General features: G+C 55.5%; 14 protein-coding genes and 3 tRNA genes. 7 read left to right on the top strand and 10 right to left on the bottom strand.

What is annotated here, in order from left to right:
• Positions 1 to 15: 15 nt before the first annotated feature.
• The 3 genes from JYB84_RS09720 to rlmKL are packed head-to-tail and all read right to left on the bottom strand — an operon-like array spanning position 16 to position 4298.
• Entirely contained in the window at positions 16 to 1932 is a 1917-nt protein-coding gene (locus JYB84_RS09720; RefSeq protein ID WP_207319908.1) for an ABC transporter ATP-binding protein, read from the bottom strand.
• Between the two features lies 1 nt (position 1933).
• Complete coding sequence (locus tag JYB84_RS09725) at positions 1934 to 2179, bottom strand: glutaredoxin family protein (protein WP_207319909.1); 246 nt, start codon at positions 2177 to 2179, stop codon at positions 1934 to 1936.
• Positions 2172 to 4298 carry a bifunctional 23S rRNA (guanine(2069)-N(7))-methyltransferase RlmK/23S rRNA (guanine(2445)-N(2))-methyltransferase RlmL gene (rlmKL, locus tag JYB84_RS09730; protein ID WP_207319910.1) on the bottom strand — a complete coding sequence of 709 codons (2127 nt, stop codon included), beginning with the start codon at positions 4296 to 4298 and terminating at the stop codon, positions 2172 to 2174. Before rlmKL ends, JYB84_RS09725 begins: the two co-directional genes overlap by 8 nt.
• 343 nt (positions 4299 to 4641) lie before the next feature.
• Between rlmKL and JYB84_RS09735 the strand changes: the two genes are divergently transcribed.
• The 3 genes from JYB84_RS09735 (at position 4642) to JYB84_RS09745 (ending at position 5037) form a co-directional block, all read left to right on the top strand.
• Positions 4642 to 4718, top strand: a tRNA-Met gene (locus JYB84_RS09735).
• Between the two features lie 124 nt (positions 4719 to 4842).
• Positions 4843 to 4919 (top strand) — tRNA-Met (locus JYB84_RS09740).
• Positions 4920 to 4960: 41 nt separating this feature from the next.
• A tRNA-Met gene (locus JYB84_RS09745) sits at positions 4961 to 5037 on the top strand.
• A gap of 449 nt (positions 5038 to 5486) precedes the next feature.
• On the opposite strand, the gene JYB84_RS09750 is transcribed toward JYB84_RS09745, so the two are convergent.
• The 4 genes from JYB84_RS09750 to JYB84_RS09765 all read right to left on the bottom strand — a co-directional run bounded on the left by JYB84_RS09750 (position 5487) and on the right by JYB84_RS09765 (position 8318).
• Entirely contained in the window at positions 5487 to 6026 is a 540-nt protein-coding gene (locus JYB84_RS09750) for a DsrE family protein (protein ID WP_228290751.1), read from the bottom strand.
• Between the two features lie 118 nt (positions 6027 to 6144).
• Positions 6145 to 6837 carry an SDR family oxidoreductase gene (locus JYB84_RS09755; protein WP_207319912.1) on the bottom strand — a complete coding sequence of 231 codons (693 nt, stop codon included), beginning with the start codon at positions 6835 to 6837 and terminating at the stop codon, positions 6145 to 6147.
• A 37-nt stretch (positions 6838 to 6874) separates the two neighbouring features.
• Complete coding sequence (locus JYB84_RS09760; protein ID WP_207323174.1) at positions 6875 to 7753, bottom strand: CLCA_X family protein; 879 nt, start codon at positions 7751 to 7753, stop codon at positions 6875 to 6877.
• 7 nt (positions 7754 to 7760) lie between these two features.
• Entirely contained in the window at positions 7761 to 8318 is a 558-nt protein-coding gene (locus tag JYB84_RS09765) for a MarR family winged helix-turn-helix transcriptional regulator (protein WP_207319913.1), read from the bottom strand.
• 118 nt (positions 8319 to 8436) lie between these two features.
• Here JYB84_RS09765 and JYB84_RS09770 point away from each other — a divergent pair, with 118 nt between their 5' ends.
• Complete coding sequence (locus tag JYB84_RS09770; RefSeq protein WP_207319914.1) at positions 8437 to 9234, top strand: hypothetical protein; 798 nt, start codon at positions 8437 to 8439, stop codon at positions 9232 to 9234.
• 298 nt (positions 9235 to 9532) lie between these two features.
• Here JYB84_RS09770 and JYB84_RS09775 read toward each other — a convergent pair whose 3' ends face one another.
• On the bottom strand, positions 9533 to 9763 hold the full coding sequence (locus tag JYB84_RS09775; protein ID WP_207319915.1) for a hypothetical protein: 231 nt from the start codon (positions 9761 to 9763) through the stop codon (positions 9533 to 9535).
• Positions 9764 to 9993: 230 nt separating this feature from the next.
• On the opposite strand from JYB84_RS09775, the gene JYB84_RS09780 reads away from it, so the two are divergent.
• Genes JYB84_RS09780 through JYB84_RS09790 form a run of 3 tightly spaced genes read left to right on the top strand, consistent with a single transcriptional unit; the run spans position 9994 to position 13100 of the window.
• Positions 9994 to 11016, top strand: coding sequence for a phospholipase C/P1 nuclease family protein (locus JYB84_RS09780; RefSeq protein WP_207323175.1), 1023 nt, complete (start codon positions 9994 to 9996; stop codon positions 11014 to 11016).
• Positions 11013 to 12398: a hypothetical protein gene (locus tag JYB84_RS09785; RefSeq protein ID WP_207319916.1), complete on the top strand. Its 1386-nt coding sequence runs from the start codon at positions 11013 to 11015 to the stop codon at positions 12396 to 12398. The genes JYB84_RS09780 and JYB84_RS09785 overlap by 4 nt, the downstream gene beginning before the upstream one ends.
• A gap of 12 nt (positions 12399 to 12410) precedes the next feature.
• Positions 12411 to 13100 carry a hypothetical protein gene (locus JYB84_RS09790; protein ID WP_207319917.1) on the top strand — a complete coding sequence of 230 codons (690 nt, stop codon included), beginning with the start codon at positions 12411 to 12413 and terminating at the stop codon, positions 13098 to 13100.
• A gap of 36 nt (positions 13101 to 13136) precedes the next feature.
• Here the strand turns inward: JYB84_RS09790 and bdpA are convergent, their stop codons facing one another.
• Positions 13137 to 14642: a BAR domain-like protein A BdpA gene (bdpA, locus tag JYB84_RS09795; protein ID WP_228290752.1), complete on the bottom strand. Its 1506-nt coding sequence runs from the start codon at positions 14640 to 14642 to the stop codon at positions 13137 to 13139.
• A 192-nt stretch (positions 14643 to 14834) separates the two neighbouring features.
• Positions 14835 to 15368: a cell division protein ZapC gene (locus tag JYB84_RS09800; protein WP_207319918.1), complete on the bottom strand. Its 534-nt coding sequence runs from the start codon at positions 15366 to 15368 to the stop codon at positions 14835 to 14837.
• Positions 15369 to 15414: the final 46 nt, after the last annotated feature.

Here is a 15414-nt window from a genome sequence, read left to right on the forward strand (position 1 = left end):
TTTTTTATTATGGGTTTACTTCATGGACTCGAGCTCTTCCCATCGCTCGAAGCAAACTTCCAATTGCTGCTCTTTGTCCGCCAGCTCTGCGAGCCGTGCGTTTACCTTGTCCTGCCCCTGGGCATAAAAATCGGCCTGATTCACTTCGGCCTGCAGCGCGGAGATTTCCGCTTCCAAACTTTCCATCAGAGCCGGTAATTCCTCAAGCTCACGCTGCAACTTGTACGACAATTTTTTCGCAGGTTTTACACCGACTTGCTGTTTTACCACAGCGGCCTCAGGTTGGACACTCTTTTGCTCTGCGGGTTCCTCTGGCTCTCGATAGAATCTTGCGCCCTGCTCCAGGGCATCCTGGTAGCCCCCTACATATTCGCTCCAGCGGCCGTTACCGGCGAACCACCAACTGCTGGTGACCACGTTATCAATAAAGGCCCTGTCGTGACTGACGATAAGCAGGGTGCCATCGTAGTCCGCCAGCATGGATTCCAGCAGCTCCAGGGTTTCAATATCCAGATCGTTGGTAGGCTCGTCGAGGATGATAAGGTTCGCAGGCTTGAGCAATAAACGCGCCAGCAGCAAGCGATTCTTTTCTCCCCCCGAAAGGGCCTTCACCGGCGTTCTGGCCCGCATCGGCGAGAACAAAAAATCCTGCAAATAGCTGAGAATATGCCTGTCCTTGCCGTTGACTGTGACCGTCTGTTTGCCTTCGCCGACGTTTTCTTCCACCGTCTTTTCCGGATCCAGGTTTTCCCGGTACTGGTCAAAGTAGGCCACATCGAGCTTGGTTCCGACCTTGATCTCCCCGGACTGGGGCGCCAGCTGGCCAAGCAGCAGCTTGATCAACGTCGACTTGCCACAACCGTTGGGGCCAATCAGCGCGATGCGATCGCCACGCATAACGGACACGGAAAACTGTTTCACCAGATCTTTGTCCGGCAAATTGAAGTTCAGTGCGTTAACGTCAAACACCAGTTTGCCGCTGCGCTCACCATCGGACACCGCCATTCTGACGCCGCCCTGCCGATTGATCCTTTCTTTGCGTTCCATTCTGAGCGCTTTAAGGGCTCTTACCCTGCCCTCGTTACGGGTGCGGCGGGCCTTGATCCCCTGGCGGATCCACACTTCTTCTTCCGCCAGTTTCTTATCGAATTGGGCATTGGCTTCAGTTTCCAGGCGCAGCCATTCGGCCTTGCCATCAAGGTAACTTTGATAGTTACCTGGCCAGGAGGTCACCACTCCACGGTCAAGATCGACAATGCGAGTGGCCATGCGCGAGATAAAACCGCGGTCATGGCTGATAAACACTATGGCGCCGGCAAAGCCGAGCAGAAATTGTTCCAGCCATTCAATGGTGTCAATGTCCAGATGGTTGGTCGGTTCGTCAAGCAGCAGCAGATCCGGCTCGCTCACCAGCGCCCGGGCCAGTGCCACCTTGCGCTGCCAGCCACCGGACAGTGCAGACAAGGGGGTATCGGGATCCAGGCCCAGGCGTATGCAGTGTGCCTGAATGCGGCTGTCCAGTTGCCAGCCGTTCAAGTGATCCAACTGCGCCTGCAACCGCTCCATTTCCTTGAGCATGCGCTCCATCTCGTTGCCGCTGGCGGTGGCAACGTCGTGGGACAGCTGATGATAACGTTCCAGCGCTTCCCCCGCGTCTTTAAGCCCCATAGCGATATAGCTGTAGACAGAGCCGGACTCGGCCTTGGGTGGGTCTTGCTGCAAGCGACTGATTTTCAGATCGCCAGCGATATTAAGCTCACCATCGTCCAGCACCACTTCACCATCGAGGATCTTCAGCAAACTGGACTTGCCGGCGCCATTGCGGCCGACGATACAAACCCGCTCACCGGGTTCAATGCTGAAATCGGCATTTTTCAGCAGTGGGGTATAACCATAGGCCAAAGAGCCATTATTGATACGGACCAGACTCAAATCATGCTCCTGCAAAATCCAGTAATAGGGTCAAATCGAAGGGCCAGCCCAATTCTGCGCCGCTGTGATTGCAGCGCAACACGGGAATACGAATACCGTAGCGCTCGGCCAATTGCTCGTCGTCACAAATATCCTGCAGACGGTAGGCTATACCTGCCTGCTCCAGCAAGGCCTGCGCCTCGTGGCACAGGTGACAGCCTTCGGTGTGATACAAAATGAAATCAGGGGACTGCAAGGCCTCAGGCATGGGTCACCAGCCAGCAATTGTGGATTTGCGGATTGCGCTGATAATCCATGGGCAACACCTTATCGTCGATGTTGACCACCTGCAGGCCCGCGGCGGCCATGGCGTCCATATCCATCTTGAACTTGCGCTTGTTGTTGGAAAACAGGATTTCGCCGCCCGGATTGAGCAGCTTTTTCAGCGCCGACAGCAACTTCACATGGTCCCGTTGCACATCGAAGGAATCTTCCATGCGCTTGGAATTGGAGAAGGTGGGCGGATCGATGAAGATCAGATCAAAATTCTGCTCGCATTCGGCCAGCCACTGCAGACAATCGGCCTGAATAAACTGGTACTGTCGCCCCACCAAACCATTGAGCATAAAGTTGTCTTTCGCCCAATTCAGGTAAGTATTGGACATGTCCACAGTGGTGACCGATTTGGCGCCGCCCTTGGCGGCGTGCACAGAGGCCGACCCAGTGTAAGCAAACAGGTTCAGAACATCGCGGTCTTTGGCCTTCTCGCCCACCAGCTTGCGGGTCAGACGGTGGTCAAGGAACAGACCGGTATCCAGATAATCACTGAGGTTAAGCTTGAAACGGCAGCCGTATTCTGTGGTCACCCGTTCCAGCTTTTCCATGTCCAGCTTCTGATACTGACTGGTCCCTTTTTGGCGTTCTCGGGTCTTGAGAATAATGTTTTCCGGATCCACCCCAAGGGCCCGTGGCAGGGCCAGCAAAACATCCGTCACGCGTCTTTTACTGACGGCTTCGGGAATTGCGGCCGGGGCGGCATATTCCTGCACCACCAGGTGGTCCAGATACCTGTCCACCGCCACGTTGTATTCCGGAATGTCGGCATCGTAAAGGCGGTAACTGTCTATGCCCTCGCGTTTTGCCCACTTATCCAGTTGCTTGGCATTTTTCTTGATGCGGTTGGCAAAGGCCGGCGCTATCTCGCCGCCCTGTCCTTCCTGCGCAATGGGGATCTCACGGCGGGTGCTGCTGGCATGCAGGGTATAGAGGTTAAAGGCGCATTCCAGGGCACCGTTAAACATCTTCATCTGCTTGTCAGCCTTAAGCTTGAGCGAAGACACCAGCTCAATATCGCTGCACAGCATGGCCAACTTCCAGCCACCAAAATCCTGCTTGAATTTTTCCCCCAGCTGGAAATACAGCTGCAACAGGCTGGTGACATTGCCAAGGCGCTCGCCGTAAGGCGGGTTGGTGACCACCATGCCGGTTTCGACCGGCGGCGTCACATTGAGGACATTGGCCACCTTGAAGTCGATAAATTCAAATACGCCGGCGTTGTTGGCGTTGCGCTTGGCCAGCGCCACCACCCTGGAGTCTATGTCGGAGCCGTAGAACTTCAGCTCGCAGCGGCTTTTACCCAGGCTGGCGCGGGCTCGGGCCTCTTCCACTATGCTTTGCCACAACTTGGGATCGTGACGGCGCCAGTGCTCAAAACCAAATTTGTCACGCAGCAATCCCGGCGCCATATCGCAGGCCATCATGGCGGCCTCAATCAGCACAGTGCCACTGCCGCAGAAGGGATCCATCAGGGTCACAGGCTCCGCCTGCCAACCACTGCGCACCAACATATTGGCCGCCAGATTTTCTTTCAGCGGGGCTTCGCCGGTATTACCGCGGTAACCGCGCTGGTGCAGCGCCGGACCGGAGAAGTTCAGCCCTATGCTGATCTTGCCATTGCGATAGTGGGCATCCACCCTGAAGTCCGCGTCACTGCGGCCCACATTGGGGCGATTGACGCCATCGTCACGGAAACGGTCAACTATGGCGTCCTTGATACGCAGCGCGCCGAACTGGGTATTGTTGATAAAGCCGCCGCTGCCGTGAAAATCGACGCTGAAACTGGCCTTATTGGAGAAATGCGCCGGCCAGTCGATGCAATAGGCGGCGTTATACAGCTGCTCGGCGCTGGTGCACTCACCGCTGAACACCAACAAAATAATGCGGCTGGCCAAGCGGCTCCACAGGGTGACACGGTAACCCAATTCCAATGAGCCACTGAAATATACCCCGGCGACACTCTCACGCACCTCGGTCGCACCAAGGGCCGTGAGTTCATTTGCCAATGCATATTCAAAGCCCTTGGGGGCCGCCGCGAAAAAATTAAACATGTAAATAAGCGCCAACAGAAAATCGAAGCGCACATTATACCCGTGGAATACCGCAAAAGATAAGCAAAGTTAGCCACAAAGGCACTATTGCCAGTGGATAAAAGCCATCCCATGGCCCCGAATTTTGTAAGGCCACTACCGATAAGGTCAGCACTTTACCCTGCCCATAGCGGATAACGGTTCATATTTGAGCATTCACACAGGAATTTGAAATTGCTTCTTGTAATTGGCTTACAGGCTCGTTATAGTTCGCCCCGCTTTGAAGGACGCAGCCAAGATGGCAGGTACAGGTTAACTGGAACGCACAGATTGGCGGTCACAAAAGCAGCGTTGATTATTCGGACGCGGGATGGAGCAGCATGGTAGCTCGTCGGGCTCATAACCCGAAGGTCGTCGGTTCAAATCCGGCTCCCGCAACCAATTTTGGTCAAGCCGTTATCAAGAGAAAGCTTATCGGGCTCAGCTCTTCATAACAGCCAGCGAAGGTCGAGATGCAAATCCGGCTCCCGCAACCAATCATAATTCAACGCAAAGCACAAAATGGCGCGGGATGGAGCAGCATGGTAGCTCGTCGGGCTCATAACCCGAAGGTCGTCGGTTCAAATCCGGCTCCCGCAACCAATTCTTTTGTGTATTCAATCGACTTCACAGTCACATCCGGACGCGGGATGGAGCAGCATGGTAGCTCGTCGGGCTCATAACCCGAAGGTCGTCGGTTCAAATCCGGCTCCCGCAACCAATTTTCGTCAGGCAGTTACAAAAAGAAAGCACATCGGGCTCGGCTCTTCATAAACAGCCAGCGAAGGTCGAGATGCAAATCCGGCTCCCGCAACCAATTCTTTTGTGTATCAATCGACTTCATAGCCACATCCGGAATAGTCACATCCGAACGCGGGATGGAGCAGTAGCTCGTCGGGCTCAGCTTTCCGTTAACCGCAGCAAAGGTCGTCGCCCTCTCCTTTAAATAAGCAATCCGGCTGCCGCAGTCTACTCATCTCTTATACTCAAGTGATTTTCACGGTCACAGCCAAAAGCTGCCGCTTGGCCGGAGATCAGGCTCCTAATCTATTGTAGTGATCCTTGCTCTTGTGAACCTTACCGCTATGGGCATTGCCCTGGTGAAAATGGGGGAGAAAAAGAAAACCCCGACTCAGTGCCGGGGTTCCCTAATTAAGCATAAAGATGCCATTAAAAAGGATTGAGACTGTAGCCTTGCTGAGCCAGCTGCGCATGGGCCGTCATGGCAGACAGTGACATTTCCACTCCGGGAGCCAACATATTATTGTCTATCCCCAGATACGCCGCAGTCTGACCGCACACTATGATCCTGGCACCTTTGTCTAAAAGGGCCTGCAGCAACACACTGTTTGGATTAGGCTTGGCCAACTTCCTCTGGTGGGCATCGTCGGTCAGCGCGTCCCAAGCCGCCTTACCGTGCAGCACCAGCGCCAACTGGATGTTTTCCAACGGTACGCCGGCCGCCCCATGCATATTCAGAAAACGGGCCATACTGTCCAGGGTGCGGTTTACGTCCCCTTCTTTACCCTGCTCACCGGTATCGAATACCACCTTGAAGTGCTGATCTTTGGCAACAGGAAAGGTTTGCTTCACGTATGCCACCTTGCCAAAACCTTCTATGACAGGTCCTGAGCGAAAACCATCCGCCGCGGCGCCCGGTGCCAGCAGTGCGGCCACTATTGCCGCCATACCCAATAATTTACCTTGCATCATGCCTCCGGTTATATTTTTGTTATCAAGACGAGTCTTACATAAAACAGGCCTGATACTCAAGCATGATGTCTCGGAGGTATTTGATTTAGCACACGAATCTAAAAAAGTGTCATTCTCACCAGGGAACCTTGTTTCCCTGAAAGTCATAGAAGCCGCCACTGTCGACAAGACTCAGGCCATCGAGCAACCGTTTGAGGCCGGCAGCACTGGCCTTGCTTTCCAGCGGTGCATTGGGGCCTCCCATCTCGGTCTGCACCCAGCCCGGGTGCAGCGCTACCGCTATAATGCCCTTGTCAGTCAGATCGATTGCCAGACTCTTGGTCACCGCATTGAGGGCCGCCTTGGAAGAGCGATATATGTAGGCCCTGCCACTGTCATTATCGGCCATACTGCCCATCTTGGATGACATGTTGGCGACCGTGCCCCTGGCTGCCATCAGGTTAGGCAGCAAGGCCTCCACCATTTTCATCGGCGCTATGCTGTTGACTTCAAAAACCTTAAGCCACTCAGCCGCAGGCGTATTACCGATACAAACACCGTTGGGGCCATAGACACCGGCATTATTGATAATCAGGTTCAGTGGTCGACCCACCAGGTCCTCCGCGAGTGCGGCAATGGACTCAGCCGAGGTCACATCCAGTTCAAAAACCTCCAGGCCCTCGTGTTCATCCAATAATGATTGCAATTCTTTGGCGTCATAGGGATGACGGCAGCAGGCGATGACATCGCTTCCCGCCTCAAGATAGACCCGGGTTAACGCCAGCCCTATCCCCCGGTTGGCACCGGTAATCAACACTGAATGATGCATAAAGCAGTTCTCCTTACGTGCAGGCTTATGCCCCCGGCTACTGCCGAGACATCAACGCCCGTCCCAATGGGTGAAAGTAGCAGCACAGCGCCCCGTGGATGAGCTTTCTGTGTGATTCTTCAGGGAAGGCGCCATCTGGCATGGTGCCCCAACCGGAACGCCCGGTCCCGGATTTGGCCCTGGTTCCCGTAACCAGATAAGGGTTTACCAGTGGCTGCGGGTAAAGCTCGCCGGTGTCTTGATCCAGGCGCTCATAACTTCCATAAGTCTCAATACAGGCCTCAAAGGCTCTGGCCATCAGCTCCGAAGGCCGGGAAAAATAGCAGTAACCACTCCCCCTATCCAGCTGTACGGCCCGGTTAACAAAGTCGCTGGGTTGCTGATTGTCTTCACTGAGCATAGTGATCCGGAACAGCTCACTCAAACGTTCATTGAGGGGATGGCTCAAAATGGGCACATCCTTGAGCCAGAGATCGCTGGCACACAGCATACCTGGGCTGAACCTGGCCAAGTTCAAGGCTCCTGTGTCCAGGTCGAAGGCTTTGGGGGCAATAAAGTGGTCGAAGGCATGCCAGAACTCGTGGGCCAGCGCTCCGGCACCGGCATTTTTTGCCAGCGCCAGGGTCCGTTCCTGGGGAGAATAATGGGCCATTACGCCTTCGCGGCCGCCGTGGCCAAAGGCCAGATTCAAACTTTCCCTAAGCCCCAGTGCCTTTGGTGGCAATCCCAATATCAGCGCCAGATCCGCCAGGGCATCAAACACCAGATTGGCGGCCAGCAGTGACTCCTCCCTACTGACCCAGCTGCCGACCCGCACATGACCCAGACCAAAGTGCTGTTTGACCTCAAGAAAGGTCACCTGCTCACCCTCGCGGTGATCCGGCCCCTGGCGTTTATACCTGTGGCTTTGTGTCAGCACCCTGTCACCAGCTTTCAAACTCGCGGCAGATAAGACCGGTATCGGACTCGCTCAGTGGTTCCTTGGTCAGATTACAGAAATACGCCTCTCCACCCAGGTGTTGATTGAAACGGCACTGGCGACACTGACCAAAGGGACGCGAGCCGTTGGCTCGCTGCATCTGAATAAGCAACTGCGCCAATCCTTCGCAAAGTGGTGCCAATTGGGTATCGGGCAGATGTTGCAGCAAGGCCGAGTGGCTGTGCTGCTCCAGCAGTCCCCTGCCGGCGTCGGTCAAATTCAAATGAATAAGGCGTTTGTCCGTCTCATCCTTTTGTTTGGCGATCAGGCCCTTTTTCTCCAACACTTTCAGGGTCTGGGACACCGTGCCCTTGGTTTGGCCCAAATATTCGGTCACCGCCATCGGCGTGTCGGAATAGCGATTGCAGACGCCAAGGAAATAGAGCGCCTCGAACTGAATGGGCAGCAGTCCATGTTCACCCAGGAGGTTGCGCCGCTCACCACGCAACAAGGCAGCGACGCGCTCCAACAGGTATTGCAGATTTTGGGATTCGGTTTTCATGCTGCAATAGTATCGAATCAAAACTATATTGACAATCCGATTTCAAGCTGTTGATATAGGTGTTGACTCGAAACTACATTGATTTGTGAGTCATGACACCATTATCAAGGAGTGAAACATGAAACCGTCCCTTCCAAGCGCCCTCATACCAAGCGCCCTCATACTGGCACTACTCGGCAGCGCCCAGGCCTATGCCCATGACCACAGCGGCGGCATCACAGCCACGGCCCAGCCAAAGCCCACCCCCTTTGACATAGTCCACGCCAAGGTCAGTGTCGAAAACAATGTGGCCACCTTCCATATGGCGGTCAGCGGTGCCATCGGCACACAGCAACCCAGGGCCGGTGGCAAACTGGCCGGCGCCGACGCCTTCGCCTATGTCTGGCCCACTTCCATCAACAGTTACGAACTCGGCTTTGACAAGGATGCCGGTATACTGGCATTGGCTGTGGCCAGTCATCCGGATTTCGACGACACGCCACTGTTTGATGAGAACCGCGATGCCAATACCGGCAACGACGGCGCCAGTTGGCACAGCCATTGGGTGGTGCTGGTACCCGATGAAAAGTGCGGCCCCGGCGCGCTGACGGTGAAGGATATCCCCGAGGGTGGCAAGCCGCGTTTACCGGCCACCTGGCCCGGCCTGCCGCTGCTTATCGACAGTCCAGGCTGGGATCCCGTGCTCAATGGCGACACAGTGGAAATCAAGGTGCCCTTTGCCAATGCCGACATTATCAAAAATGCCAGCTACGACGGCGTGACCGCCGGCCTCAGGGTCAATGCCAATATTCACGCGCCCCTCTTCTGTGTGGTGAATGTGATGGACGTGGCTTCAGGAGATTTGAGTCTGCCGGGTAAGGTGTTGACCACGGACACCGCCTCGGTCAAGGCCGCGAAAACCAAGGCAGCCAAATAGGCATCTCCGGGAGACTACCCCCCGACATTTGAGCCGCGCCGTCACCGGAAGGCTGCATGACACTCATATGATCTTACGGGCTAACCCGGGTGCTCTCCGTCTAAGCTTATCGGCGTCGATGCGGCAGGTAAGAAGGGGCAGAACCATGCATGTCGGCCTCGATGGTCAGCCCAATCTGCTAACGATAGACGGCCGAGGCGGGCTGAAGTACCTCAACCGACGGCGAATATGAAAGAGGGATGGTGATTAACCATCCCTCTCATATTTATCAGATGTCTGGAGACCGAGGGCGACGGATTCAGGCGCGGTCGATTTCACGTTTCAGTTGCCAGTCATCGTCGGTCACCACTTTCTCCAGCACCTCGATCCGCGCTTTCAATTTACCGATTTCCTCTCGCATCAACAGCATCTCTTCCTGGTGCTCCCGGCTGGCCAACTGCTGCCGTTCACGAATTTTCATCATGGAAATCAAATAGGCGCCAACGATGGCGACGAGGGGGATAAGTAATGCGAGTGTCCCTGCATTCATTGGATGAACTCCTTTATTTTGGTATTTCCCATTATGTAAAGATCCAAGGCTTTTCTCCAGTGACAAATGTCAGCGGAAATGTTCGCCCAGGTGACTGTCACACGCTGCATTAGAGTTTTAACCCAAACGACGCCGAACTGTCATTTTCTTACCCTAGACTCGGCTGCACCTGACGGGTGTCAGGGGTTTTACCCTATATCATTCAATAATATAAAAAAGGTTTTACCATGATGAACAAACTCCTTATTGCTGCTGCAGCCGGCGCAGTGCTGCTGTCCGGCCAGGCCAATGCCTTCAGTCAAATCACCCATAAACGCATAGTGATAGACGCGGTCAACTATATGAAAAACCATCCGGACAGCACCAACTACAGCAAGCTGCAGGCCATGGCCGCAGCGGCGGGGATCAGCATTGATGAGTTGGCCGAACGCTTGGGCCAGGCTGCCTATGATGTGGACGATTTTGAAGACACCTTTATCTGCGGTGCTGTCACCGGCGACTGTGTGCAGGCCCCCGTATGGGGCTCGGCGGAAAGCATAGTCAAGTACACCTCCTACTGGCATTTCCAGAACCATACCCAGGGCAGCGATGCCCACGGCAATGACTTTGGCGGCTACAACTACGCCAAGCTGACGGTGTGGGGCACGGTAGATACCATGGCCGCCACCTGGCTCAAGGGCGATCACCTGGACGATGGTGCCGGCGGACAGACCGGCTGGTTCGGTGCCGAGGACAGTGAATACAACAGCTACGGCGTAACCGAAGCCCACTACCGCCAGGGCAGCAGCTCCAGTTACAGCATGTATAAGGACTTTGAGACCATACCGTTCCAGCCGATAGATAACCTGGGACAATATTGGTACCAGCAGTTCTGGGTCCAACCCACTGTGCAGTCGCTGGGTTTTGTCTTTCACACCACGGATCTGCTGCAGCCACACCATGTCTGGACCACTTCGGATCTGAATCACTCCAGTTGGGAGTCCTGGGTGCGTGACTATTACGATGCCGAGCAGCTTAACGACGCCAATCTGGTGACCGCTGCGCTGGCGGACTTCAGCCCGCTGGATCCGGCCAGCTCCGAGATCCGTGGCCTGCTTACCCAGGGCGGAAACCTGGCTTATGCCGCTGGCGGTCAGGTGCTTTACAGTGAAGATCACGCCATGCGCCGTGATGTGGGCCGTCAGGTGATCCCCCACGCCATCGCCATGGTGGTTCGGCTGCTGAACCATGCCGGCAACAGGGTTGCACCATGAACCCTGGCCGGTACGCTATAGCCCTGCTGTCGTTGCTGCCCCTGTGGGCAACGATGGCCGCAGGGCCTGACATGAACGCCGACACGACGGCTTTAACCGCGCAAGCAGATACCCCGGGACTGAGCCAGGGTCTTGCCGATAGCTTGTTCCGCCTGGGTGATGGCAGCATCAGCCGCGAGGCATTCGATGCCATGCTGCTTGAGCAGTGGCGTCTGGCCCGTTACCACGACCGGGACATGCCCGAGAGCCTGTGGCAACAGGGACGCGCCGGCTATGACATGGATTACCTGCTGCGGGCCAATCTGTCGCACACCCTGGAGCAATTGTTTCCCCAATTGCGGCAACTGCCGGTAAAGGAGGCAGCCAGTCGGGTCCAGGCCTCCCGCGATAGTCCCTGGGTCGCTATGCCGGATATGGCAGAGCTGCAGGCGCTGCTAAAAGCTCCTAATCCCCTGGGTTATGAGCTTTCCGGCGTCCAGCAGCAAGCCCTCGGCGAACGGATAGCCATAGAATTGGGTGAGAGTGAGCAGATATCCCTGGCGAAGATCTTCACCGAGCAATCTGTGCAGGGCAGGCAAAAACTGTTGCAAGCGGATACGGACTATTGGCAGCAATTGATAGCCCGCCGCGCTATGCAGGAGCGACAGACGCAGTGGCTGCTTGCCAATGGCATGCTGAGCGGTGCAGAACTCGACATTCTGCGCTACCTTACCCGCGCCAGACTGCTCTACCCCAAATTGCTGGCGCATTTTGGCGTCGGTGCCGAGCAGCATGGCGACAACCCGGCGTTGCAAGCATTGGCGGCTGAGGTAACTGGGGACGAAATTCGTGCCTTCTATCGCCAATACCCACAAAGGTTTCAGCGGTTAAAGCAGGCCGAAGCCGAGGTCTGGTGCTACGGGGCTCAGTCAGAAGCCGAGCAGGCAAGACGCAAAAACGCGGCTGAACGCAATCGTGATCAGGACCCCACCAGGGTCAGGCTTGCAGATGACGCAACAAGGTTGGTGGAATTGCCCTGCCGGAAAGGCAATGACATCAAAGCTGGTGTTGATGGCACCTGGCTCAGAAGTCTCGCGGCGGCCTTACCGGCGCGAAGCTTGAGCCAGCCGGTGCGCAGTCCCGAGGGACTGTGGCTGCTGCTGCAAACCGGGGACAAGACCTATGATTTGTACCCGGAAGACAGCGAAACCACGGCCTTCATTGCCCGCAACGCGCTGGCAGCAGACAAGGCCTGGCAAAAGTGGCAAGCATTGCGAAAGCAGCTGGGCCTGCCTCCTGCCCAACGCGCGGCTGATGTCCATGATGCTCAAGCCCAAGCCAATGCCAATGCCAATGCCAATGCCAATGCCAATGCCAATGCTAAAGCGAAAGCCAAGGGATAAGGAGAAACGCACATGAAAGCCAGATCCGCTTTTGCCCTGATGCCCCATACGTCCTTGGTGTTGGTCTCCCTGGTGTTGACCTCGCTGGTATTGGCCACGGCCTGGCTGCTGGCAAGCGACCATGCCCCACCGCAGGCCGCCGGGCACAGCCCGGCCAAGGACGCGGCGGTCGAGAAAGTGGCGGTCGAGAACGTGGCAGTCGAGGAAGTCGCGGTCAAGGATGTGCCGCTAACAACCGGCGCTGCGTATCCTCCAGCACCTGCCATAACGGCAGTCACGGGCGAGGAGCCCGCTGCCACCGACGACACAGGCCCGCAACAGCTGCTTGACCAAGAGGCACTGCCCCGGGTCAGCGAGCAGGATGCCATTAGTCTGCGCGGTGCCCTGATTGGTGGCGATCCCCGAGCTCCCAAGATAGGCAAGAGTGCTGAGCCGCAATTGCCGACACAGGAAGATCTGGCCAGCCCCGCTGCCTATCAGGCCTATAGCGGGCGGAGCCGGACCGAACTCCTGCAAAGCTTTGCCGCCGCTGTGCCCGCCAAGGTGAGCATGCTAGAGGCCGCCATAGCCAAAGCCGAGGCCGAAGGTCTGCCGCCGGCCGAGATTGCCTTTGCCCGCGCCAAAATCGCAGCCCTGCTGGCCATGCAGCAGCAGACCCAGGCAGAAGCCGAACTCCTGCAACAACAAAGCGCCGGCCAATAATGGCCGGCGCGGTTTAATCTTCCACTCTGCCCTGAATCACATATAGGCCTTCTGGAACGCATCCCTGGAATCCTTGATATAGGCCCGGGCGCGCACGGCGTGTTGTTCCCACAATTTGCGATCTTCCCCCTCGCTGAAGGGGTTGGCCTCCGGCGCCACCGAGCGTTCAAAGCGATCGTAAAATGACAGCACCTGAGCGGTGATCTGGTTGAAACGTTCTTTATAACCCTGGGTCGTTTCTATGTATCCCGAGGTTCGCAGCAGGTATTGCACCAGATCCGTCTGGCGCCTGGCATCGGCCAGGGCGTTGGCCCGCCTGGCAATATTATCCTGGGCTTTTTGCTGAATGGCGGCACGGCTGGCTTCATCCTTGCTCATCAGGGCACTGCGGTTTTCCTGATTACGCCCCAGATCGGCATATTGCATGGTGTCGCCCATAAAGCGTTCCAGATCCTTGCGGAAGCTGTCGATGTTTTTCAGGATCTGGCTCAAATCGTTATCCAACGCCGTGGTCTGTCCCAGCTCCCGCTCCAGCTCGGTCATGAATTTCTCGGCCCGTTCATAGATGGCCAGACCGTTCTCTCGGGCAAATTTCTTGTCGCTGCGACTGAGATCCGAATTATCTATATTGGACTTGTCAAAGGTCGCCGCCAGGAAGGATTTGAACGGCTCGGCAAACACCGCATAGGTGCCGGCACTGACCAGCTTGAGCGTGGCGCCAACCAGATCGCCGAAGGGCTTTATCATGGAATTGAGCCTGGCTTCCTGCAGCGGTGTGGCCACCCGCTTGGTGTCGTTCAAAATGCCCTTAAAGGTTTTGTACACCAGGGGGTTGGCCATCTTGTTACGCTCGGAGGTGGCCAGCACAAAGGTGATGGAGGAATAGATACCGTTGGCATATTCCAAATACTGGCGCTGGCTCTCGAGCTGGCCGGCAAAACTGCGGGCCATGGTGGCAATGGAATCCGACTGCAGCTTGTAATCCTGATCTTCCTTGATTTTCTCCAGCAGACCACCAATGATGCGGCGCTCGTTTTTGGCCAGCGCCGCATTGAGCTGAATTTTATCTATGCGGATATCGTCGAGGCTGACGCCGCCATTCTGGGTTTCAATATCCAGGCGCAAAAAGCGCTGACCGGCTTCGTCTATAGCGATACGCTGGGCTTGATAGCTGTCATCCCCCTCGCCTTCAAGCACGGCCACCGGAGTCCAGATGCTGTTGAGTCCACCGGACTCGGAACTGTACAGACTGAGTTTAAAGCGGCTGTGGACACTGTCGGGCTTAAGCCACAGTTCCAACATACCCAGCTCCGCCAATCCCTGACTGCTGATAAGCACGGCAGTGCCTGGACCACAATGCAGCGCGCCTTCACCGGAGCGAGGCACGGCGTTTTGACGCTCACAGCCATAGACAAAGGACCACTCACTGCCGGTGCCCAGCTCAAAGTCACTGCTGAATTGGATATCATTGCCGGCGACGGCCATGGCCGACTGGCATAGGGTGATGGCGGGCAGCATCAAGGCTGCGACTTTGGCAAACATGGCAGAACGCCTCCGGACGGCTTTGGGGCAGCGAACGGCCGCTACCCGCGGTGGCGCAAATCTAGCAAATTCCAGTTGAAAACAAAATGGGCCGTCGGCGTTGCCAGAACTTATTTTTGCCTTGCCTATTGGGCTGAAAATAACCATGAAAAAAGGCGCTGAAGCGCCTTTTATTAATAGAGTGCCCGCAGTTCAAGCGGCAACAGTGTGACGTTTTACTCTGATTTCGTGCAGGCGATTGTGCATGACTTTGATGGTATCAAACTGCTGCAAACTCTTGGCATCACTTAAGCAACATTCACTTGAAAGCATCATGACCAGAGCAGCTTGCAGGGTATTTTCCACCACCAGCACCAGATATTTTTCCCGGTTGCATTTAAGCTCAAATACCTTGCCCACTTCCGCATAAACACAAACATCTGTGGTATCAAAAAACCAGGACTTGGGCATCTGGGGCTTGAGCATAAAATGCGCCGCTGTGGCATTGAGTGCTATTTGCACCAGGGCTGCATCGGTTAATTTCAAATTCTTTTGCAGACGATCGAGCAGCTCAATATAGAACCTGGCGTGCTCGACGCTAAATTCGTGCTCATGCAATGCATCCGGAATTAAGGATTTGGCTTTGTAAGGGGTCAGAAATTCCATTTCCGCGCCTAACGAAACGCTTAATACACCGTAAGCATCGTTATATGTCCATTGCCAATCCCTGTTTGGCATTAATAACATAACGTCTACCCATAATTAGATTAACAGGCCGATAATAGTTGATATT

The organism is Shewanella cyperi, assembly GCF_017354985.1.
Taxonomy (GTDB): Bacteria; Pseudomonadota; Gammaproteobacteria; order Enterobacterales; family Shewanellaceae; genus Shewanella; species Shewanella cyperi.